The organism is Cellulomonas sp. Root485 (genome assembly GCF_001426705.1).
Lineage (GTDB): Bacteria > Actinomycetota > Actinomycetes > Actinomycetales > Cellulomonadaceae > Cellulomonas.
Genome location: NZ_LMFC01000006.1, coordinates 85,697 through 107,984 on the forward strand (window position 1 = coordinate 85,697; position 22,288 = coordinate 107,984).

Genomic DNA, 22,288 nt, shown 5'->3' on the forward strand with positions numbered 1-22,288 from the left:
TCCCGCACAATGTGCGGGTGACCCCGCCCTCCCCCCACCGGCGAGCGCCACGTCTCGGTGTCCACGTCACCGACGCGGGCGTGGACGTCGCCGTCTACGCCGCGCACGCCACAGGTGTCGACCTGTGCCTGTTCGACGGCGACGACGAGAAGCGCCTCCCCCTGTCTGCCAGCGGGCACGGGGTGTTCAGCGCCTCCGTGCCCGACGTCCGCGCCGGCCAGCGGTACGGGTTCCGCGCCTACGGACCGTGGGAGCCCGCGGCCGGCCACCGCTACAACCCCGCCAAGCTGCTCGTCGACCCCTACGCCCGCGGGCTCGACGGGGACGTCGCGCACACGCCGGAGACGTACGGCCACCTCGTCGGCCCCGACCTGGCCGGCGACCCGTACGGTCCCGCGGACCCGCGCGACTCCGCCGGCCACGTCCCGTACTCCGTCGTCGTCGACACCCGCGACCTGCCGGGACCGGACCCGACCACCAACCGCCCGTGGACGCCGTGGTCGCGCACGGTCGTCTACGAGGCCCACGTCCGCGGCCTGACGCAGCTGGACGACCGGATGCCCGAGGAGCTCCGCGGCACCTACGCCGGCCTCGCCCACCCGGCGGTCGTCGACCACCTGCTCGGCCTGGGCGTCACCGCGATCGAGCTGCTGCCCGTGCACGCGTTCTCCTCCGAGCCGCACCTGGTCGAGAAGGGCCTCACCAACTACTGGGGCTACAGCACGCTCGGCTTCTTCGCCCCGCACGCGGCCTTCGCGACGGCGGCGGCCCAGGCGGCGGGTCCGGCGGCCGTGCTCGCCGAGCTGCGCGCAGCGGTCCACGCGCTGCACGAGGCCGGCCTCGAGGTGCTGCTCGACGTGGTCTACAACCACACCTGCGAGGGCGGGCTGCCCGGTCAGCACCTGTCGTGGCGCGGCCTCGACAACGCCACCTACTACGCGCACGACGGCGGGGCGCCCGCCGCGCTCGCGGACGTCACCGGCACCGGGAACACGCTCGACTTCCGCCGGGCCGAGGTGGTCCGGATGACCCTCGACTCGCTGCGCTACTGGGCGGACGTCATCGGGGTCGACGGCTTCCGCTTCGACCTCGCGGTGACCCTCGGCCGTGACCCGGGCGGCTTCTCGCCCGACCACCCGGCGCTCGTCGCGATGGCGATCGAGCCCGCGCTGCACGGTCTCAAGCTCGTCGCGGAGCCGTGGGACGTCGGCCCCGGCGGCTGGCGCACGGGGCAGTTCCCGGTGCCGTTCGCCGAGTGGAACGACCGCTTCCGCAACGCCGCCCGCTCGTTCTGGCTGGCCGACCCCGGCCGCGCCGCGCACGGTCTGCCCGGCCACCGCGTCCGCGACCTGGCGACCCGTCTGTCGGGCTCCGTCGACCTGTTCGGGCACAGCGACCCGCCCCTGGTCCGCGGGCCCAGCGCGTCGGTCAACTACATCACCGCCCACGACGGCTTCACCCTCGCGGACCTGGTGGCCTACGACCACAAGCACAACGCCGCCAACGGCGAGCAGAACCGCGACGGCAGTGACGACAACCGCTCCTGGAACCACGGGATCGAGGGCCACGTCGGTCCCGACTCCCCCGCGGTCGACATCGTGCCCCTGCGCCGCCGCTCGATCCGCAACCTGTTCGCCACCCTCGCGCTCGCCGCGGGGACGCCGATGATCACGGCCGGCGACGAGATGGGCCGCACCCAGTACGGGAACAACAACGCGTACTGCCAGGACAACGAGCTCTCGTGGGTGCGGTGGGACGTGGCGCCGTGGCGCGCGGACCTGCTCGCGACCGCCCGCTGGCTCCTGCTGCTGCGCCGCGAGCACCCCGCGCTGCGCTCCGAGCGGTTCTACTCGGGCCGACCGTACGTGCCGGGCCGCCGCCCGGACCTGGCCTGGTTCGACGCGCTGGGCGTCGCCTTCGACCACGACCGGTGGCACGACTCGTCGATCCGCACGCTGCAGATGGTGCGCACCGCACCGCCGCCCGAGCAGGACACGGTGCTCCTGGTCATCAACGGGTCGCTCGATGCCGTGCACCTGATCCTGGCCGACGACCACGGCGGCCGGTGGCGGCTCGCGTGGGACTCCGTCTGGGAGAACCCGGCGGAGGAGCGGGCTGCCGCGATCGAGGGCAACCTGCACGCGGAGCCCGGTGAGGCGACCGTCGTGGAGGCGCTGAGCATGCGGGTGTACGTCCTGGACCAGCTCAGCTAGCCCTGCCGGCCAGGGCGGACCATCGCGGTGGTCGGAGAGGCTGTCGGACGACGTCGCGGTCCAGGCGCTCGGTCGCGTCGGTCAGCACGGAGGTCGCCCCACGGATCGTAGAGTCGCCCCATGACGCACTCCGATGTCGTGGTCGTCGGTGCGGGCCTCGCCGGGCTCGTCGCCACCGCCGAGCTCCTCGCCGCCGGCCGCCGGGTCACCCTGCTCGACGCCGAGCCCGCCGCGAGCCTGGGCGGTCAGGCGTTCTGGTCGTTCGGCGGGCTGTTCCTCGTCGACTCCCCCGAGCAGCGCCGCCTCGGGGTGAAGGACTCCGCGGAGCTGGCCCTCGCCGACTGGTTCGGGTCCGCCGACTTCGCCGACGACGGCTCGGACCGCTGGGGTCGCGCGTGGGCGGAGGGCTTCGTCGAATTCGCCGCGGGCGACCTGCGGTCGTGGCTGTACTCCCAGGGCGTGCGCTGGTTCCCGCTCGTGCAGTGGGCCGAGCGCGGCGGCTACCTCGCCGACGGGCACGGCAACTCCGTGCCGCGGTTCCACGTCACGTGGGGCACCGGCCCCGGCATCCTCGAGCCGTTCGTCCGCGCCCTGCTCGACGGGCGTCGCGAGGGCCTGGTCGACGTGCGGTTCCGCCACCGGGTGACCGGCCTGGTGACCACCGACGGCCGGGTCACCGGGGTCCGCGGCGACGTGCTGGTCGCGGACGGCGCCGAGCGCGCGGTGCCCAGCTCGCGCGCCGTGCAGGAGCCGTTCGAGCTGTCCGCGAGCGCGGTCGTCATCGCCACGGGCGGGATCGGCGCCGACCACGACCTGGTCCGCTCGACGTGGCCCGCCTCCGCGGGCCGGCTCCCGGCACGCATGCTCTCGGGCGTCCCCGACCACGTGGACGGCTCCGGGATCGCGGCCGCGAAGGCGTCGGGCGCCGCCGTCGTGCACGAGGACCGCATGTGGCACTACCCCGAGGGCATCACCAACCACTCGCCCGTGTGGTCGAAGCACGGCATCCGGATCCTCGCCGGGCCGAGCAGCCTGTGGCTCGACGCCGACGGGCACCGGCTGCCCGCGCCGCTGTTCCCCGGCTTCGACTCCCTCGGGTCGCTGCGGCACATCACGGAGCGTGGCGACGACCACTCGTGGTTCGTGCTCGACAAGACGATCCTCGGGTCGGAGTTCGCGCTGTCCGGCTCGGAGCAGAACCCGGACCTGACCGGCAAGGACATGAAGCTGCTGCTGGAGCGGGTCAAGCCGGGGGCGGTCGGACCGGTCGAGGCGTTCGCCGAGAAGTCGGAGGAGTTCCTCTGGGCGGACACGCCCGCGGAGCTGGCCGCCAGGATGAACGCGCTGTCCGGCTCCGACCGGATCGACGCGGACGCGCTGGAGCGCACGATCGTCGCGCGGGACCGGCAGGTGGAGACCGGTCTCGGCAAGGACCCGCAGGTCGTCGCGACCGCCATGGCCCGGCGCTACGTCGTCGACAAGCTCATCCGCGTGGCCAAGCCGCACCGGCTGCTCGACCCGTCGCACGGCCCCCTCCTTGCGGTCCGGCTCTCCGTGCTGACCCGCAAGACCCTCGGCGGCCTGCACACCGACCTCGAGGGCCGCGTGCTGCGACCCGACGGCGAGGTCCTGCCCGGCCTGTGGGCCGTCGGTGAGGCGTCCGGGTTCGGCGGCGGCGGGGTGCACGGCCACCGCGCGCTGGAGGGCACCTTCCTGGGCGGCTGCCTGTTCACGGGCCGCACCGTGGGCAGGGCGCTGGGCACCTAAGGGGGCGGGTGCGTCCCGGTCATGACCTCGGGGGCCGGCACCGCCGGGCCATAACCGTGCCGCCGCGCCCGCAGCGCGGCCACGAGCAGCCCGGGCCGCAGCAGCAGGAGCGGTGACGCCATGAGGTGGTAGACGCGGGCGACGGTCGCCTGCGCCAGCACGTCACCGTGGCTCGTGAGCCGGTCGAGCTCCTGGGTCCACCGGCCGAGGAGCGCCTGGAGCGGCGACGGCCGGGTGTCCGCGGAGTAGCGCAGGTCGCTGCTCGTCGCGACCGCCCACGGCAGCGCGGCGACCCGCGCGAACCGGCGCAGGATCCGGCGCTCGTCACCCGCGGCGAGCCCACGACGCAGCGCGTCCCGCAGCACGAGCGCCTCGCAGGCCGCGACCGTGACGCCCTGCCCGTACACGGGGTTGAACGCGCAGAGCGCGTCGCCGACCACGAGCAGGCCGGGCGGCCAGTCGCGCACCCGCTCGTAGTGGTGCCGGCGGTTGCCCGTCTGGCGGTGCACGACCACGTCCCCCTCGGGGGTGCCGGCGCGCGCGAGCTGCGCGACGGCGTCGTGCCGCAGCCCGTCGAGGAACCGGGTGAAGCCCTCGGCGTCGCGCGGTGGCCGCAGGTCGCCGGCGCCGATCGCGCCGACCAGCCAGCGCCCGTCCTCGACGGGCAGGGCGATGCCTCCCGCGGGGTCACGGGGGGTCTGGAGCACGACGACGCCCGGCGGCCCGACCTCGACCCCGTCCATGGCGTACCGGCGGGCCGCGTAGCCGATGTGGGCGTCCACCTCGGAGACCTCGGCCGCCCGGACCCCGGCGGCGGCGAGCCACACGGGCAGGCGCGAGGACCGGCCGGTCGCGTCGACGAGGAGGTCGGCGGGGAGCGTCAGACCGGCGCTCTCCACCCACCAGGCCGGCTCGTCGGGTCCCGCACCGCGGCGGACCCGCTGCACGCGCACGCCGTCGCGCACCAGGACGCCGGGCAGCGCCCGCACCCGCTCCAGCACCAGGTGCTCGACGAGGGGGCGCGTGGCGGACAGCAGCGGGAACTGTCGCCGCCCGGTCGGGCCCCAGCCGAACTCACCGAGCCAGGCGAGGTCGCCGCTGTCGAACGAGACCGCACCCGCCGCCTGCATCTCGGCCCGGAACCCCGGGAGCAGCTCCTCGACCGCCAGCAGACCGCGGTGGAGGTAGACGTGCAGCAGCCGTCCCTGCGGCACCCCGGGCCGCGCGGCCGGTGCGGTGGGCAGCACGTCACGTTCGACGAGGGTGACCGTGCGCCCGGGGGCTGCTGCTGCCGCGGCGGCGAAGGCGCCGGCGAGTCCCGCGCCGAGCACCACGACCCGGCTCGGCCGCCGTCGTGCCATGGGTCCCCCTCCCACGTCGCCGTCCCGGCACAGTCTTCCTCGTGACGCGCGCGACGTCGCCACCCCGGGGCTTCTCGTTGCGCGACGGCGCTCCAGATGCCCCCGACCTGGACCTACGGATAGGTTCGGGAGCGTGACGATTCGCCCCGTGCCCCTCGGCACCTCTGTCGGACGTATCCCCGTCGTCGATGTCTCCCCCGTGGCCGAGGCAGGCCGGTTCCCCGCCAAGGCCGTGGTCGGTGAAGCGGTGCCCGTCCGGGCGACCGTCTTCCGCGAAGGACACGACGCCGTCGCAGCGACGGCGGTGCTGACCGACCCGTCCGGCGTCGACCGCGCGAGTGCCCGGATGGTCGACATCGCGCCCGGTCTGGACCGCTACGAGGCCCGCCTGGTGCCGACGAGCACAGGCGACTGGACGTTCCGGGTCGAGGGCTGGTCGGACCCGTACGGCACGTGGGTGCACGACGCCACGATCAAGGTCGAGGCCGGCGTCGACGTGGAGCTGATGCTCGCCGAGGGTGCCCTGCTGCTCGAGCGTGCGGCGGCGCGCACGGGTGCCGACGCGATGTCGAAGTCGGCGGCCCGGGTCCTCACGGACGCCGTCATGGGGCTGCGCGACATCCGCGACACCCCCCAGGAGCGCCTCGGGGCCGGGCTGTCCGGCAAGGTGCACGCGGCGCTGGCGGAGCACCCGCTGCGCGACTCGGTGACCCGCTCGCCGGCGTACCCGCTGACCGTCGACCGTCCGCTCGCCCTCGCGGGGTCCTGGTACGAGCTGTTCCCCCGCTCGCAGGGCGCCAAGTACGACCCCGCGGCCGGGAAGTGGGTGTCGGGGACCCTGCGCACGGCGGCGCTCGACCTGCCGCGGATCGCGGGCATGGGGTTCGACGTCGTCTACCTGACGCCCGTCCACCCCATCGGCGAGACGTACCGCAAGGGCCCCAACAACTCCCTGTTCGCCGACCTGGGCGACCCGGGCTCCCCGTACGCGATCGGCTCCCCGGCGGGCGGGCACGACGCGATCGAGCCGACGCTGGGCACGTTCGACGACTTCGACGCGTTCGTCGCCGCGGCGCGGGACCTGGGCATGGAGGTGGCGCTCGACATCGCGCTGCAGTGCTCCCCCGACCACCCGTGGGTGACTGAGCACCCGGAGTGGTTCACCACGCGGGCCGACGGCACGATCGCGTACGCGGAGAACCCGCCGAAGAAGTACCAGGACATCTACCCGCTGAACTTCGACAACGACCCCGAGGGCATCTACACCGAGATCCGTCGGGTCCTGCAGGTGTGGATCGACCACGGGGTGACGCTGTTCCGCGTCGACAACCCGCACACGAAGCCGCTCGACTTCTGGGCGCGGATCCTCGAGTCGGTGCGCGCCGAGCACCCCGAGGTGATCTTCCTGTCCGAGGCGTTCACGCGGCCGGCGATGATGCAGACGCTCGCCAAGATCGGCTTCCACCAGTCGTACACGTACTTCACGTGGCGGAACACGAAGGACGAGATCACCGAGTACCTGGCGGAGGTCTCGGGCGAGCAGGGCGCGTGGATGCGGCCCAGCTTCTGGCCGACGACGCACGACATCCTGCCGCCGTACCTGCAGGCCACGGGCGTGCGCGGCTTCGCGGTCCGGGCGGTGCTGGCTGCGCTGGGGGCGCCGACGTGGGGCATCTACTCGGGCTACGAGCTGGTCGAGGACGTGCCGCGACCGGGCGTGGACGAGCAGATCGACAACGAGAAGTACGAGTTCAAGCCCCGTGACTGGTCGAAGGCCGACGCCATCGGCATCAACCTGCTGCTCGGCCGCCTCAACGAGCTGCGGCACGCCCACCCGGCGCTGCGCCAGCTGCGCAACCTGCGCGTGCTCCCCACGTCGGACGACGCTCTGGTCGCCTTCGCCAAGCACCTCGACGCCGAGCACTCCCCGACGGGCCGCGCCGACACCATCGTCGTGATCGTCAACCTCGACCCGTGGAACGCCCGTGGTGGCACCGTCACGCTCGACCTGCACGCGTTCGGTCTGGACCCGGGGCGGCCGGTGGTCGCCCACGACGTGCTGTCCAACGAGACGTACGAGTGGGGGCAGTCGGTCTACGTCCGGCTCGACCCGATGGTCCGCGCCGCGCACGTGGTGAACCTGGTGGCGCCGTGACCGAGACACCCGGGACCGGTCGGCACGCGCGCGAGCCCGCACCGACGACTGCGCAGATCATGCTGCCCGGGCGCCGCCAGCCGGTGATGCCGCACCCCGTCGAGGCACCCGGAGGTCTGACGGAGGACCGCGAGTGGTACCGGACCGCGGTGTTCTACGAGGTCATGCTCCGCACGTTCTCCGACTCGTCGGGTCAGGGCAGCGGTGACCTGCGCGGCCTGATCGACCGGCTCGACTACCTGCAGTGGCTCGGCATCGACTGCCTGTGGCTGCCGCCGTTCTACCCGAGCCCACTGCGTGACGGCGGGTACGACGTCGCCGACTACACGGCGATCGCCGGCCAGTACGGCACCATGGCAGACTTCACCGAGCTCATCGAGCAGGTGCACTCCCGGGGGATGCGCATCGTCGTCGACCTCGTGATGAACCACACCAGCGACCAGCACCCGTGGTTCCAGGCGTCCCGTTCCGACCCCGAGGGGCCCTACGGGGACTTCTACGTGTGGAGCGACGACAACACCCGCTACCAGGACGCGCGGATCATCTTCGTCGACACCGAGACGTCCAACTGGACCTTCGACCCCGTGCGGCGGCAGTTCTTCTGGCACCGGTTCTTCGGGCACCAGCCGGACCTGAACTTCGAGAACCCGCGCGTCGTCGAGGCGATGATGGACGTCGGCCGGTACTGGCTGGGCATCGGCGTCGACGGGTTCCGCCTGGACGCCGTCCCGTACCTGTTCGAGGCCGAGGGCACCAACTGCGAGAACCTCCCGGAGACGCACGCGTTCCTGCGCAAGGTCCGGGCGATGATCGACGAGGAGTTCCCCGGGCGGATCATGCTGGCCGAGGCCAACCAGTGGCCCGAGGACGTCGTGCACTACTTCGGCACCGAGGAGGAGCCGGAGTGCCACATGTGCTTCCACTTCCCCGTGATGCCGCGGATCTACTACTCGATCCGGGACCAGAAGGCCACGAGCATCGTCGAGATCCTGGCCGACACCCCGCCGATCCCGGACAACGGCGCCCAGTGGAGCACCTTCCTGCGCAACCACGACGAGCTCACGCTCGAGATGGTCTCCACCGAGGAGCGCGCGTCCATGTACGGCTGGTACGCGCCCGACTCCCGCATGCGCGCGAACGTGGGGATCCGCCGCCGGCTCGCCCCGCTGCTGGACAACTCCCGCAAGGAGATCGAGCTCGCGCACGCCCTGCTGCTGTCCCTGCCGGGCAGCCCGTGCCTGTACTACGGCGACGAGATCGGCATGGGCGACAACATCTGGCTGCCCGACCGCGACGCGGTCCGCACGCCGATGCAGTGGACGCCGGACCGCAACGCGGGCTTCTCCACGGCCGACCCGGGCAAGCTCTACCTGCCGCTCGTGCAGTCGCTGGTCCACCACTTCAGCCACACGAACGTCGAGGCGCAGCTGGCGCAGCCCACGTCCCTGCTGCACTGGGTGCGCGGCATGCTCACCGTCCGCCGGCAGCACCCCGCCCTGGGCGCCGGTGAGTTCGAGGTGCTGGCCTGCGACAACGACTCGGTCCTGGCGTTCTGCCGGCACACCGCCGACGAGACGATCCTCGTCGTCGCCAACATGGCGTCCACCGCGCGCGCGGCCACGGTGACGATGAAGGACCGCGCGGGCTGGTCGATGCACGACGTGTTCGGCGGTGCTCCGTTCGCGTCCGTCGGCGCCGACGGCTCCGCGTCGTTCACCCTCGGCTCGCGCGACTTCTACTGGCTGGAGCTGACCGCCCCGTGAGCCTGATCGCCCGCCCGTCCCCCGACGACGCGCGCCTGCTCGACGTCCTGCGGGACTGGCTGCCGACGCGGCGCTGGTTCCCCGCCAAGGGCGCGAGCACGGCGCTCTCGACGGTGGGCTCGTTCGCGCTCGCCGACGACGTCACGGTCCTGCTGGTCCGCGCGCGGGCGGGGTCCATCGACGCCGTGCTCCAGGTGCCGCTGGTGCTGGTGGACAGCGCCGACGACGACGCGATCGGTGTCCTGGACGGTCGCAGCGTCCTGGACGGGGCCGGACGTCCGGAGTTCCTGCGTGCCTGGCTGGCGATCGCCGACGGACCCGGGGCCGACGTCGACGTCTCCGCGGCCCGCGTCGTCACCGGCGAGCAGTCCAACACCTCCGTGATCCTGCCCGGCGCCCAGCCGGGCATCCTCAAGGTGCTGCGCGCCGTCGCCGCCGGTGAGAACCCCGACGTCGACGTCCCGCGCCACCTGGTCGCGGTCGGCTGGCAACACGTCCCGGCGCCGCTCGCGTGGCTCCAGGGGCAGTGGCCCGGACCGGACGGCGCCCTCGTGACGGGTTACCTCGGCGTGCTCGCGTCGTTCGTCGACGCCGCCGAGGACGGGTTCGAGCTCGCCTGCGCGTACGCGGCGCGGGGCGAGTCGTTCGCCGCGCCGGCCACCGACCTGGGCGCGATCACGGCGAGCATGCACACGGCCCTCGTGTCGGCGTACGGCGTCGACGCGTCGGACCAGGGGCCGCAGGACGTCGCCCGGGCCGTGGCCGCACGCTTCTCGTGGGCGCTGTCGGCGGTCCCCTCGCTGTCCCGGTTCGCCGACGGCGTCGCGGGCGTCGTCGAGCAGGTCCGGGGGCTGCCGTCGGCTCCCCCGCGGCAACGCGTGCACGGCGACCTGCACCTCGGGCAGGTGCTCCGGTCGCACGACACCTGGTTCATCATGGACTTCGAGGGTGAGCCGCTGGCCCCGCTGGAGCAGCGCACGCGTCCCGACCTCGCGCTGCGGGACCTCGCCGGGTTGCTGCGCTCGGTCGACTACGCCGCCGCCGTCGGGGGGCTCACGGGTGCCGACGCCGCCGCCTGGACGTCCGACGCCCGGGACGGGCTGCTGCGCGGTTACGGCGGCGGTGACCAGACCCTGCTGCGCGCCCTCGAGCTGGACAAGACGCTCTACGAGGCCGTGTACGAGTCCCGCAACCGGCCGACGTGGCTGCCGATCCCGATCGCGGGGCTGGAGCGGCTGACGGCCTGACCGCCGCTCGGGTGACGCCCTAGGTGCGTGTGGGTGCGGACGGGCACAATCACTGCACCACGCAGCGCCCGGACCTCGGACCGCCGTGTCGACGAGGGACGGCGAAGGGGCTGGACGTGCTCGAAGGTCTGCGGCGGTCGTTGGGCAAGGACGCACCCCCGAAGGCGCTGGTCGACGCGCTGACCGCGCTGAAGGCGTGCGAGCAGCCGGCGGACCTGTACGCCCGCGCGCTCGCCTACGTCGACCGGGGTGACGGTGCGGAGCTGCTGATGGAGCTCCAGCCGTCGGACGACGTCGTGCCGTTCCACGCCCTCAACGTCCTGGCGAACCTGCACCCCTGGGACGCCGCCCTCGACGACACGATCGACGCGGCGCTCACCGGCTGGTCCGTGCAGCAGAGTGCGGACGCGTGGCGGGCGCTCGTCGCGCGGCCCGAGCAGGTGGACGCCGACCGCTGGGTGCGCCTGCTGCGGCTGGTTGCCGCACTCGTCCCCGCCGGCCGGCAGCCGGAGCTCGGCTCGCCACCGTGGCTCGGCGTGCTCGTCCGCCTGTGGACCTGGTACGACCCGATCTTCGAGGCGAAGCCCCGGCGTGCCGCGCGCTGGTCGACGGCGCTGGTCGAGCAGCTCGTCGTCGCGGCCGGTGTCCCCGCGGACGCGGCTCCGGTGCTCGTGGTACAGGCGGTCCTGACCCTCGACACCTCCACCTACGGCCACCCGATGGTCCAGCCCGCGGAGATGGCAGGCGTCCCGGACTACCTCCGCCTGCACGCCGACGCCGTCCGCGCCGCCGTCCCCGACCTCACGCTGCAGGCCAGGCAGGGACTCGTCCGCGTCCTGGCGACCGACCCGGCGCTCGTCGCGCTGTTCGCACCCGAGATCACGGCCCTGGTCGCGGGTAGCTCCAAGGACGTGCGGTCCGCGGCGATCGGTCTGCTGGAGACCGCACCCGTCGGGTTGCGCTCCAGGGTTCTCGGCCAGGCGCTGACGTCGGTACCGCTCACGGCCGTCCCGTCGGTGGTCGAGCCGCTGCTGGCGCTCGAGGCCGAGGGCCGCGCCGCCATCGAGGAGGCGATCGCACGCTCGACGACCACGCGCCGGTCCGACGTCCTGCGCGCCGCCCTCGATCGCGCCGCGATCATCGACGACGCCCCCGCTCCGGACGGCGTCGTCCCGACCCCGCCGTGGCAGCCGGTGCCGGACGCCCGGATCGACGAGGACGCCACGGTGTCCCTGCTCGTCGCGTCGCTCGCCCAGCTCCGCCGGCAGCAGCAGGAGCACCTGGCCAGCGCCGACGCGGACCGGTCCGACGCCCGCGAGCAGCGCTGGGCGAAGGAGAACCGCCAACGGCTGGCCAGGTACCTGCAGCAGATCGACGCCGTCACGCCCGCGGACGTGCGCGGCGTGGTCCGCCACATCGACGGACGCGGACCTGTACCGACCAAGGCCACGCTCTCCGTGCTCGAGAACCAGCAGATCTGGGTGCCGGTCACCGGACTGCCGCTGCGTGCCGCGATGCGGTGGGCGCTGCTCAGCACGAGCCGTGGGCACGGCCAGTGGTGGGTGGTGGAGCACCTGTCGGCGACCGACCCCCGGGAGACCGACCTGCGGGTGATCGCGGACGCGTGGGCCTCGCTGGGCGTCGACCCGGAGCTGCTCGTCGCCGAGCTCGCGTTCGGTTGGGGCTACCTGACCCTCGACCCCGAGAACGTCTGGCCCTGGTTCGCCGAGCACCCGGCGGCGCTGGAGGCGGCCCTGGGGGTGCGGTCCTCGCTGGGGTCCCTCGGCGACGACTCGGTCGGACGCGCCCTGCAGATCCTCGGCTCGTTCCCCACCCTGCCCGCGCCGCTCGTCCCCGCGATCGCCTCGCTCGCCACGGGCACGGGCAAGACGCACCGTCGCGCCGCCCAGCGGCTGCTCGAGCAGCACGCTGCCGCCGTCCCGCTGGCGGTCCACTCCCTGACGGCGAGCAACGGCGACGTGCGAGCAGCCGCCGCGACGTGGCTCGGGCAGATCGGTGACCCGGCCGGGATCGAGCCCCTGCGGGCGCTGATCGGCAAGGAGAAGCGGGAGAACGTCCGCGCGACGGCACTGAGCGCGGTCGCGCTGCTCGGTGAGGACGTCTCCACGTTCCTGACGCCCGAGGTCCTCGCCGCCGAGGCCGCGACGGGCTTGCGCGCCAAGCCGCCGGCGGGCCTCGACTGGTTCCCGTTCGACCGCCTCCCCGAGTGCCGGTGGGCCGGCGACGGCTCCGTGGTCCCGGCCGACGTGCTGCGCTGGTGGGTGCACCTCGCGGTGCGCCTCAAGGACCCGCTCGGCGCCGGGCTGGTCCCCCGCTACGTGTCCCTGCTGACACCGGAGAGCCGGCACGCGCTGGGGACGTTCGTGCTGGGGTCGTGGATCGCGCAGGACACCGCACAGGTGCCGGACGCGCAGGCGCGCGACCGTGCCGCCGCCGAGGCACCGGCGACGCTGGCGCAGCACCACGCGTGGGCGAAGCAGATGCCCGAGTACTACGGGCAGTTCGCGTCGCTGACCCTCGAGGACATGACCGAGCAGCTCCGACGCGCGTACGGCGCGGAGTACCTGGGGTCGGCGATCGCGTCGAAGGGCGTGCTCGCCCTCGCGGCGGGGACCGACGGGCCTCAGGCGGTCAAGGCGGTCCAGGCGTACGCGAAGGACCACGGTCGGCGCCGCTCGCAGCTCGAGTCGCTCGTGGTGCTGCTCTCGGCGATCGACGAGCCGGCCACCGTGCAGTACCTGCTGAGCGTCTCCCGCCGGTTCAAGCAGGCGTCGATCCAGGAGCGCGCGCGAGTGCTGGTCGAGGAGCTGGCCGAGCGCAAGGGCTGGTCGGCGGACCAGCTCGCCGATCGCACCATCCCCACCGCGGGGTTCGACGACACCGGGGTGCTGGTGCTCGACTACGGGCCGCGCGCGTTCACGGCCCGGATGACCCCGACGTTCAGCCTGGAGCTGTCCGGCCCCGACGGGGCGGTGGTCAAGGGTCTCCCGCCTGCGCGGTCGGACGACGACGCCGAGCTCGTCACGGCCGCCAAGGCGCAGCTGACCGCGGCCCGGTCGGGCCTCAAGCAGGTGGTGACCCTGCAGACCCAGCGGCTCTACGAGGCCATGTGCGTGGGCCGGACGTGGCCGGCCGCCGAGTGGTCCGAGTTCCTGCTCGGTCACCCGGTGGTCTCCCGCCTCGTCGGCACCCTCGTCTGGGTGGAGAACCCCGGCCCGGGCGCCCGCCTGTTCCGCCCGACGCCCGACGGCGCGCTGGTGGACGCCGAGGACGACGACGTGGTGCTGGCCCCGGACGCGGTCGTCGCGCTGGCGCACGCGGCCACCATGAGCGCGGACGAGGTCGCCGCCTGGCGCGCCCACCTCGCCGACTACGCGGTGCTCCCCCGGTTCGACCAGCTCGCGTCGAGCGTGCCCCCCTACCCCGAGGGTGCGGCCGAGATCGACGACCGCCGCGGCTGGCTGACCGACACGTTCACGGTGCGAGGGCGAGCCACGAAGCGCGGCTACCAGCGCGGCCCGGCGGAGGACGGGGGCTGGTTCTGCACCTACACCAAGTCGTTCGCGAGCGCCGGCCTGGACGTCGTCATCGAGTTCACCGGGAACACCCTCCCCGAGGAGAATGTCGCTGCCGCCGTCCGTGCGCTGACGTTCCGCGCCACGTCGCGGCGGCGCAGCGACGTCGCGCTCGCCGAGGTGCCGCCGGTGCTCCTGGCCGAGGCCTACGCCGACTACCTGCACGTCGCCGCCGGCGGCTCGTTCGACGCGGACTGGGAGAAGAAGTGCCAGTGGTAGAGCAGGCCCAGATCCGCGCGTCCGCCGAGCAGCGGTACGCCCACGAGCTCGTCGCGCTCGCCGAACGGGACCGGGAGCAGGGCGCCGAGCTCCCGCCGGGCTGGCGGCTGTCCGCGCGCGCGGTGCGCGACTTCGTCGTCGGCGACCCCGCCGTGGGGGTGACCCGCAAGTTCTACGGCGACGACCCGCTGGTGGACCGGGCCGTCGTCACGCTGCTCGGCCGGCAGGGGCTCATGCTCGTCGGCGAGCCCGGCACCGCGAAGTCGATGCTCTCCGAGCTGTTCGCCGCCGCGATCTCGGGCACGTCGAACCTCACGGTGCAGGGCACCGCGGGCACCACCGAGGACCACATCCGCTACTCGTGGAACTACGCGCTGCTGCTGGCGGAGGGGCCGACGCCCCGCGCGCTCGTGCCGTCGCCGGTGTACCAGGGCATGGTCGGCGGGCAGGTGGTGCGGTTCGAGGAGATCACGCGCTGCGCGCCGGAGGTCCAGGACACGCTCGTCTCGATCCTGTCGGAGAAGCAGCTCATGGTGCCCGAGCAGGGCGCCGAGTCCCGCGTCTCGGCGCGGCCGGGCTTCAACCTCATCGGCACCGCGAACCTCCGCGACCGCGGCGTCAACGAGATGTCCGCGGCCCTGAAGCGCCGGTTCAACTTCGAGACCGTCCGGCCGCTCACGGACCGCGCGTTCGAGGTCGAGCTCATCTCCCACCAGCTGGCGGCGGCACTCGGCGACCAGGCGGAGCGCGTCCGGGTCGACCGTGACGTGCTCGACCTGCTGGTCACCGCGTTCCAGGACCTGCGCGGCGGACGGACGTCGGACGGTGTGCCGGTGAAGACCCCCGAGACGGTCATGTCGACGGCCGAGGCGGTGAACGTGGCGCACGCGGCCGCTCTGGAGGCCCGCTACCTCGGCTCGGGGACGGTCACGGGCGCCGGGATCGCCCGCCAGCTCGCCGGGGTGGCGCTCAAGGACTCCGCGGAGGACGCCACCCGCCTGCGCTACTACGTCGACACGGTCGTCCGCGAGCGCGCCCGGACGGACGCGCGGTGGCGCGAGTTCCTCGGCGCCGCGACCGACCTGTGGGGCTGACCGCCCCCGGTGCCGTGGTGCCGCCGCGGCTGCAGCGAGCGCTCGACGCGTTCGCGGGCCTCCAGGACGACGGGCTGTACCTCGTCCCGGTCCGGCACCACAGCCCCGCGTGCGCGCTGGCGGTGGCGGCGCTCGTCCGCGAGGTCCGGCCCGCGGCCGTCCTCATCGAGGGCCCGGAGGAGTACACCCCGCTGGTCGCCGCCCTGCAGGACCCGGCGACGGTCCCCCCGGTCGCGGTGCTCAGCATCGCGCGGACCGGGGAGAGCACCTCGAGTGCGTTCTACCCGCTGGCGGAGTTCTCGCCCGAGTGGGTCGCACTGCGCGCGGCCGGCGAGGCGGGTGTCCCCGTGGCGTTCATCGACCGTCCATGGGCCGCCGCGGAGCACCCCGACGAGGAGCACCTGACGAGGACGTTGCAGGCGGAGCGCTACCTCGCGGACTCGCGCACGCTCGCGGAGATCGCCCGTCGGGAGCACTGCCGCGACCACGACGAGCTCTGGGACCAGCTCGTCGAGCTGCGGCCGCGTGAGGACCTGGCCGACTGGCGGCGGACGTGCCGCGACGTCCTGGTGTGGAGCGCGCTGGCCCGGCTGGACTACGAGCCGGAGGTGCTGGCCGCGGAGGGCTCGCTGGACCGGGAGGCGCGGATGGCGGCACGCGTCCGCGAGTGGCGGGCGCGGGTGGACGGGCCGGTCGTCGTCGTCACGGGCGGCTTCCACACGCTCGCGCTGGTCGAGGCGCTGACCGGAGCCCCCGAGGGCGACCCCGTCCGGGCGCTCGAACCGGCCGGTGGGTACGGCCCACCCGCCACCCAGAACACCGCGGCATGGCTCATCCGGTACGACTTCGCACGGTTGGACGCGCTCCGTGGGTACGGCGCCGGGATGCCCTCGCCCGGGTTCCACCAGCGGACGTGGCAGTGGCTGACCGCGGCGGAGGGGCCCGAGCAGGTCACGGCGGAGATCCTCGTCGACGTGGCGCGGCGGGTGCACGCCGCGGGGGCGTACGACCGCACGGGCACGGCAGCGACAGGGGCGGCACTCGAGCAGGCGACCCGGCTCGCGCACCTGCGGGGGCACCCGTGGCCGGGCCGCACCGACGTCCTCGACGCGATCACCTCGTGCTTCGTCGACGACTCCGGCCCGGACGCGGCGCTGCGCGAGGCCGTCGACCGCGCGTTCTGCGGGCATGCGCTGGGCGAGGTCCCGCCGGGCACGGCCGCGCCGCCGATCGTCGCCGAGGCACGTCGCACCGCGGAACGTCTCCGGCTCGTCGTGACGGACTCCCTGCCCCGCACGACGACCACTGACCCGGTCCGCAGCCCCGGGCAGCGCGAGCGCAGCAGGTTCCTGGCGCTCATGGAGTTCCTCGGCACCGGGTTCTCGCGCCGCGTCGGCGGACCCGACCTGGTCCGCGGCCAGGGTCTGGGTCTGCTCCAGGAGCAGTGGCAGTACGCGTGGACCCCGATGGTCGAGGCCGCCCTGATCGACCTCGCGCAGCACGGCGGCACGCTCCTGGATGTCGCCGAGGCCAGGATCGTGGCCGCCGAGCACGCGCTGGACGCCTCGCCCGAGCGCCGCAGCGCCGCGGGCGCGGTCCAGGTCCTCGCCCAGGCCGCGGTCGTCGGCCTCGGCTCGCGCCTGCGACCGCTCGTCGACCTCGTGGGGTCGCACCTCGACGTGGATCCTTCGCTCGGCTCGGTCGTCGGCGCCGCGCACCGCACGCTCGCGCTGTGGCGGGCGCGTGCGTCCCTCGACGTCGACGACGCGATCGGGTACTCCCTCCTCCAGCTCCTGCACCAGGCCGTGCCGGCCGCGGCGTACCTGGTGCTCGGCGGCGCGCGTCCGGGCCCCGACGACGAGGAGCGCGCGGTCGCCACGCTCGTCGCGGTGCACGACCTGCTGCGCGACCTGCAGCACCAGCTCGACGTGACGGCTCTGGAACGTGCTCTGGACCGTGCCCGCCTCGACCCGGACACGTCGCCGGGCGTCCGCGGCGCGCTGGTCGCGCTCGGGGTGGTCGACGGCGCCGTCGGGGACGACGAGCTCTCCGCGCAGCTCGTGGCGCACCTCGGGACGGGCGCGGACGTCGAGGTGTCGGTGCGCTTCCTGGCGGGGGTGATGGCGGCCGCCCCGGACCTGCTGCTGCACACGCCCGCCCTGGTCGACGCGGTCGGCGCGGCGCTGACCCGGATGTCGGACGAGGCGTTCCTCGCCGCCCTGCCCGAGCTGCGCCGCAGCTTCGCGCGCCTGCGCCCGACGGAGACGGCGCAGCTCGCCGAGCACGTCGCGGGGCCCGCCGGCGGGCTCGTCGACGTCCGGCACACCGACCTCACCCAGGCGGACCTGGCCGAGGGCGTCGCCCTGGAGCGGCAGCTGAGCCGGTCGCTGGCCGACGAGTCGCTGCTGGCCTGGGTGCTCGACCGGGAGCCCTCGTGAGCGACGAGACCGCCCGGCGCTGGCGGCTCGTGCTCGGCCGGTACGCCGACGGCCGGCTGCCCGCCGACCAGGTGCTCGGCGGTCAGGACAGCCTGCTCGAGGAGACGCTCGGGTACCTGTTCGACCGCGAGTACACGCAGCGCGGCGACCGCCTCGCCGGTCGTGGCTCGGGCGGCACGCTCGACCCGACGGCGCTCACGGCGATCACCTGGCTCGCCCGCGCGCGGGAGCTGTTCCCCGCGTCGACGGTGGAGCGGCTGCAGGCGCAGGCGATCGAGCGCTACGGGCTGACGGACCTGCTCGCCGACGAGGACACCGCCCGCACCCTCGACCCGAGCCCGCAGCTCGCCACGGCGCTCCTGTCGGTCCGGGGCACCCTCGACGCCCAGCTCGAGGCGGGGATGCGCACGGTGATCGCCCGGGTGGTCGACGAGATCGTGCAGCAGCTCCGCCCACGGTTCACGGCGGCCCGGTCCGGTCGGCGCAACCGGTTCCGCCGGTCCCCGCACGCGGTCGCGCAGAACCTCGACTGGCGACGCACCATCGGAGCGAACCTGCGCCACTACGACACCTCGTCGGGGACGCTCGTCATCGACCGGCCCTGGTTCGTGTCCCGCACCCGCCGGCACGTGCCCTGGGACGTGGTGCTGTGCGTGGACCAGTCGGGCTCGATGGCGGCGTCGGTCCTCTACAGCGCGGTGTGCGCCAGCATCCTCGCGGGCCTGCCCGGCGTGACCGTGCGGCTGGTCCTGTTCGACACGTCGGTCGTGGACATGTCGCACCTGGCCGCCGACCCCGTCACGCTCCTGATGCGCGCCCAGCTGGGCGGCGGCACCGACATCGCCGGTGCGATGCGGTACTGCGAGACGCTCGTCACGGCCCCGGCCCGGACCGTCGTCGTGCTGGTCAGCGACTTCGAGGAGGGCGGCTCGGTGAGCAGCCTGCTGCGCACCGTCACCCGGCTGCGGACCGCCGGCGTGCGCCTGCTGGGCCTCGCGGCGCTCGACGAGGACGCGCGCCCGGTCTACGACGCACGCGTCGCCGGCCTGCTGGCGGACCGCGGGATGGAGATCGCTGCCCTGACGCCCGACCGTTTCGCCGAGTGGCTGTCGGACGTGATGCCATGACGGGCGTCGACGACTGGGTCGCCGTGTACGCCGGGTACGACGACGACGCCCTCGCGATCGCCGCGGGCGCCGGTACGGTCCGGCGGGCGGTGAAGCTGCAGGCGTCGACGCCGGTCGACTGGCAGTCGCGGGGCGCCACCGCGGGCGAGGTCCGCGTCGGCGAGCTCGTCGTCCGGCTCGACGGCGGGGGCCCCCGCACGGCCCGCTGCCCGTGCCCCGCCACCGGCACGTGCGTGCACGTGCTGCTGGCGTCGCGATGGGTTCGCGACGGGCTGGCCGTGCAGACGACCGACCCCCTCGCCGAGCTGCTGGGCCTCGACCCCCTCACGCTCTGCCGGTCGGCGGGGATCGCCGCGACCCGGGTCGCGGCGGGCCGTGCCGAGGCGACGGGCACGCAGGTCACGGCGGCGGGCCGGCAGGTCGAGATCAGCTGGCCCGGCGCCGCGCACCCCGTGGTCTACGTCGCGGGCGGCGGCCTCGCCGGCATGCTCAGTGCGAGCCCGCCGGCGGAGCGGTCCGCGGTCCACCTCGAGGCGGTGTGCCGCGTGTTCCTCGACGCCGGCCGCGCGTGGTCCTGGCCACCGGGTGTCGCCGAGCACGTCGAGTCGCTGCACCGGCCACGCACGCTCAGCGCTGCACAGTCCGACGCCGTCGACTCCGTCGCCGCGACGGTCGAGGCCGTCGCCGGCGCGGGGGTCGCCCACGCGAGCGCCGACGCAGCCGACCGCCTGACCGCGACCGCGCACGCCGCGCGGGCGGCAGGTCTCGCCCTGCTGGCGCGCAGGACCCACGACGCCGCCGGCCTCGTCGGCGGCTACGCGCGGCACCAGACGGACGTCACCGAGCGGTCGGTCGGCGCCGCGCTCGCCGCGTGCCTGGCGCTGTGCGAGGCGCTGCGCCGGTCGACGGGCGGCGCCCTGGAGTCGCTGCTGGGCCGGACCCGGCGCGAGTTCACGGCGACGGACACGCTGCGGCTCGTCCCGCTCGGCGCGCGCACGTGGCGGTCCACGTCGGGCGCACGAGGCACGACGCTGACCGTCTGGGACGTCGACGGCGCGGAGTCGAGGTCGGTGACCTCGGCCCGGGCGTCGGGTGCGGACCGGGGGTTCACGGTCGGCTGGGACGTCCCGACGTTCTGGGGGCGCACGGTCGAGTCCGTGTGCGCGGGGCCCTTCCGGCTGCACGCTCCCCGCCTCGCCGCGGACGGCAGCCTCGCCGCCACCGGCGGGTCCGTCCTGTCTCGCGAGGCGTCCGACGTCGTCGACCTCGGCGCCCTGTCCGCGATCGCGGTGGACCGGTGGGCCGACCTGCACCACCGGGGCCTCGGGTCTGCGCGTCTCGACGACACGGCGGCCCGCTCCGTCCTCCTGCGCCCGCAGGAGGTCCGGCCGGTACGGATCGACGAGGTCCGTCAGCACCTCGTGTGGGACGTCGTGGACACGGACGGGTCGTCGCTCGAGCTGCGTCAGCGGGCCACGCCCGAACGTCGCCGACGTGTCGACGCCCTGCTGGAGCTCCCGGTGCACGAGGTGGTGCTGGTGCTCGTGGACGCGGTCGTCGACGAGCGCGAGCTCCTGCTCGAACCGGTGAGCGTGGTCGTCCGGGTCGCGGGCGTGCCGCGCCTGCTCGCGCTCGACCTCGCTCCGCACGACGCGTACCGGCCCGCGGCTCACTCGTGGAAGGAACGCCAGGCCCTGCTCGACGCCGCGCACGCCGCGCTCGAACGGCACCGCCCCGAGCACCGGACTGCGGGGTCGGCGGTGCACCGGGTGTGCGCGTCCGTGTCGGACGTCGTCGACCAGGTGCTCGCGACCGGCCGTCGCCGGCTCAGCGCCGACCAGCGTGCGACGCTGACGTCGCAGGCGGCGGTGGCGCGGGACTGTGCGCTGGCCACGCTCGCGTCGTCGGTCGACGCGATGCTGGCCGACGGCGACGTCCCTGTGGCGGCGGTCCTGCGCACCCGGTTCGTCCTGGACCGCGCGGCGGCGCTGCCGAGCGGGCCGGACACCGACCGCGACTGATGCCGGGTCAGCCGGCGGTGACCTCGAGCGGCAGCTCCAGGGGCATCCGGACGCCGGACTGGCGCGGGGCGAGCTCGCTCTGCAGCACGAGCGCGGCGGCGCCGACGGCCGCAGCCTCGGGCGCGTTCGAGGAGATCGTCACGCGCACGGGGTGGCTGCCGCGGGCGAAGAACGACTGCCCCAGCCGACGCTCGATCTCCGGCAGGTACAGCGAGCCCGCGAGCGCGAACGCCGGGCCGGTGAGGATGACGAGCTCGAGGTCCAGCACGTTGGCCAGGGTCTGCGCCGCGACGCCGAGGTACCGGGACGACCGCTCGAGCAGCCGCAGCGGGACCTCCTCACCCCGGCTGGCGGCGCGGGCGAGCGCCCCGAAGTTCTCCGCGACGTTGCGGCCGGCCAGGTCGAGGCCGGCGTCGCGCGCGGCTGCGACGACCGCCGCGGGTCCGGCGAGCACCTCGACGCACCCGATGTTCCCGCACCAGCAGACGGGTCCGTCGAGGTCGACGCAGATGTGCCCGACCTCGCCGGCGTTCGAGCTGGACCCGCGGTAGACGGTGCCGTCGACGATGATCCCGGCGCCGATCCCGGTGCCCATGTAGAGCGCGGCGAACGCCGAGCCGGTGGCGATCCCGCCGGACCAGTACTCGCCGATGGCGGCGGCGGTCGCGTCGTTGTCGAGCAGGACGGACAGCCCGACGGCGTCCTCGAGGGCGGCGGCGAGCGGGAACTCGGCCCACCGCTGCATGACGGGCGGGGTGAGCGTCATCCCGGTCGACGACGAGATCGGTCCGGGCGAGACCACGCCGAGCCCGAGGATCCGCGCGGGGTCGACCCCGACGCGCGTGATGGTGGTCCGGATCTCCGCAGCGATGCGGGCGACGACGGTGGCGGGGTCGTCGGACCCGGCACCGGGCCGGCGCCAGCGCGCGACGATCGCGCCGCCGAGGTTGGCGATGACGTAGGTGATCCCGGCGTGGTCGAGGTGGACGCCGACGGCGTAGCGCGCGGACGGGTCCAGCTGCAGGAGCATCCGGGGCTTGCCCCCCGTGGACTCGGCCCGGCCGACCTCGAGCACGAGGCCGTCGTCGATGAGCCGCCGCACCACCGTGGAGATGGTGGCCGCGGTGAGCCCTGTCGCGCGCGTCAGCTCGACCCGGCTGATCGTCCCGGCGGCCCGGATGAGATCCAGGATCGCCGATCGGCTGCTCGCGTGCGCGGCGCCGAGACCCGGCTGGGAGCCGCTCACCAGTCCTCCTTCGTGGGGTGTCCCCCTCGTCGCACACCATA

General features: G+C 74.4%; 12 protein-coding genes. 10 read left to right on the forward strand and 2 right to left on the reverse strand.

Features of this window, described 5'->3' with window-relative positions; translation table 11 throughout:
- Positions 1 to 17: 17 nt before the first annotated feature.
- Together glgX and ASD16_RS21185 are read left to right on the forward strand one after the other, a co-directional pair.
- Positions 18 to 2,213 carry a glycogen debranching protein GlgX gene (gene glgX / locus ASD16_RS21180; protein ID WP_055922813.1) on the forward strand — a complete coding sequence of 732 codons (2,196 nt, stop codon included), beginning with the start codon at positions 18 to 20 and terminating at the stop codon, positions 2,211 to 2,213.
- 120 nt (positions 2,214 to 2,333) lie between these two features.
- Positions 2,334 to 3,980 carry an FAD-binding dehydrogenase gene (locus ASD16_RS21185; protein WP_055922817.1) on the forward strand — a complete coding sequence of 549 codons (1,647 nt, stop codon included), beginning with the start codon at positions 2,334 to 2,336 and terminating at the stop codon, positions 3,978 to 3,980.
- On the opposite strand, the gene ASD16_RS21190 is transcribed toward ASD16_RS21185, so the two are convergent.
- Positions 3,977 to 5,341 carry an NAD(P)/FAD-dependent oxidoreductase gene (locus tag ASD16_RS21190; protein ID WP_055922820.1) on the reverse strand — a complete coding sequence of 455 codons (1,365 nt, stop codon included), beginning with the start codon at positions 5,339 to 5,341 and terminating at the stop codon, positions 3,977 to 3,979. The genes ASD16_RS21185 and ASD16_RS21190 overlap by 4 nt on opposite strands.
- 133 nt (positions 5,342 to 5,474) lie before the next feature.
- Here ASD16_RS21190 and ASD16_RS21195 point away from each other — a divergent pair, with 133 nt between their 5' ends.
- The 8 genes from ASD16_RS21195 (at position 5,475) to ASD16_RS21230 (ending at position 21,001) form a co-directional block, all read left to right on the forward strand.
- Positions 5,475 to 7,496 (forward strand): alpha-1,4-glucan--maltose-1-phosphate maltosyltransferase, encoded by a 2,022-nt coding sequence (locus ASD16_RS21195; RefSeq protein ID WP_235523479.1) that lies wholly within the window; start codon positions 5,475 to 5,477, stop codon positions 7,494 to 7,496.
- Positions 7,497 to 7,555: 59 nt separating this feature from the next.
- Complete coding sequence (gene treS, locus ASD16_RS21200; RefSeq protein ID WP_055922884.1) at positions 7,556 to 9,259, forward strand: maltose alpha-D-glucosyltransferase; 1,704 nt, start codon at positions 7,556 to 7,558, stop codon at positions 9,257 to 9,259.
- Complete coding sequence (locus ASD16_RS21205) at positions 9,256 to 10,506, forward strand: hypothetical protein (protein WP_055922824.1); 1,251 nt, start codon at positions 9,256 to 9,258, stop codon at positions 10,504 to 10,506. Before treS ends, ASD16_RS21205 begins: the two co-directional genes overlap by 4 nt.
- Before the next feature lie 116 nt (positions 10,507 to 10,622).
- Entirely contained in the window at positions 10,623 to 14,321 is a 3,699-nt protein-coding gene (locus ASD16_RS21210) for a DUF4132 domain-containing protein (RefSeq protein WP_055922827.1), read from the forward strand.
- A complete protein-coding gene (locus ASD16_RS21215; RefSeq protein ID WP_235523481.1) occupies positions 14,315 to 15,415 on the forward strand; it encodes an AAA family ATPase in 1,101 nt (366 codons plus the stop codon). The genes ASD16_RS21210 and ASD16_RS21215 overlap by 7 nt, the downstream gene beginning before the upstream one ends.
- On the forward strand, positions 15,406 to 17,853 hold the full coding sequence (locus ASD16_RS21220; protein WP_055922830.1) for a DUF5682 family protein: 2,448 nt from the start codon (positions 15,406 to 15,408) through the stop codon (positions 17,851 to 17,853). Before ASD16_RS21215 ends, ASD16_RS21220 begins: the two co-directional genes overlap by 10 nt.
- A complete protein-coding gene (locus tag ASD16_RS21225) occupies positions 17,850 to 18,980 on the forward strand; it encodes a VWA domain-containing protein (RefSeq protein WP_055922832.1) in 1,131 nt (376 codons plus the stop codon). The genes ASD16_RS21220 and ASD16_RS21225 overlap by 4 nt, the downstream gene beginning before the upstream one ends.
- Complete coding sequence (locus ASD16_RS21230) at positions 18,977 to 21,001, forward strand: hypothetical protein (RefSeq protein WP_055922835.1); 2,025 nt, start codon at positions 18,977 to 18,979, stop codon at positions 20,999 to 21,001. Before ASD16_RS21225 ends, ASD16_RS21230 begins: the two co-directional genes overlap by 4 nt.
- Before the next feature lie 7 nt (positions 21,002 to 21,008).
- On the opposite strand, the gene ASD16_RS21235 is transcribed toward ASD16_RS21230, so the two are convergent.
- Entirely contained in the window at positions 21,009 to 22,247 is a 1,239-nt protein-coding gene (locus tag ASD16_RS21235; RefSeq protein WP_055922838.1) for an ROK family transcriptional regulator, read from the reverse strand.
- Positions 22,248 to 22,288: the final 41 nt, after the last annotated feature.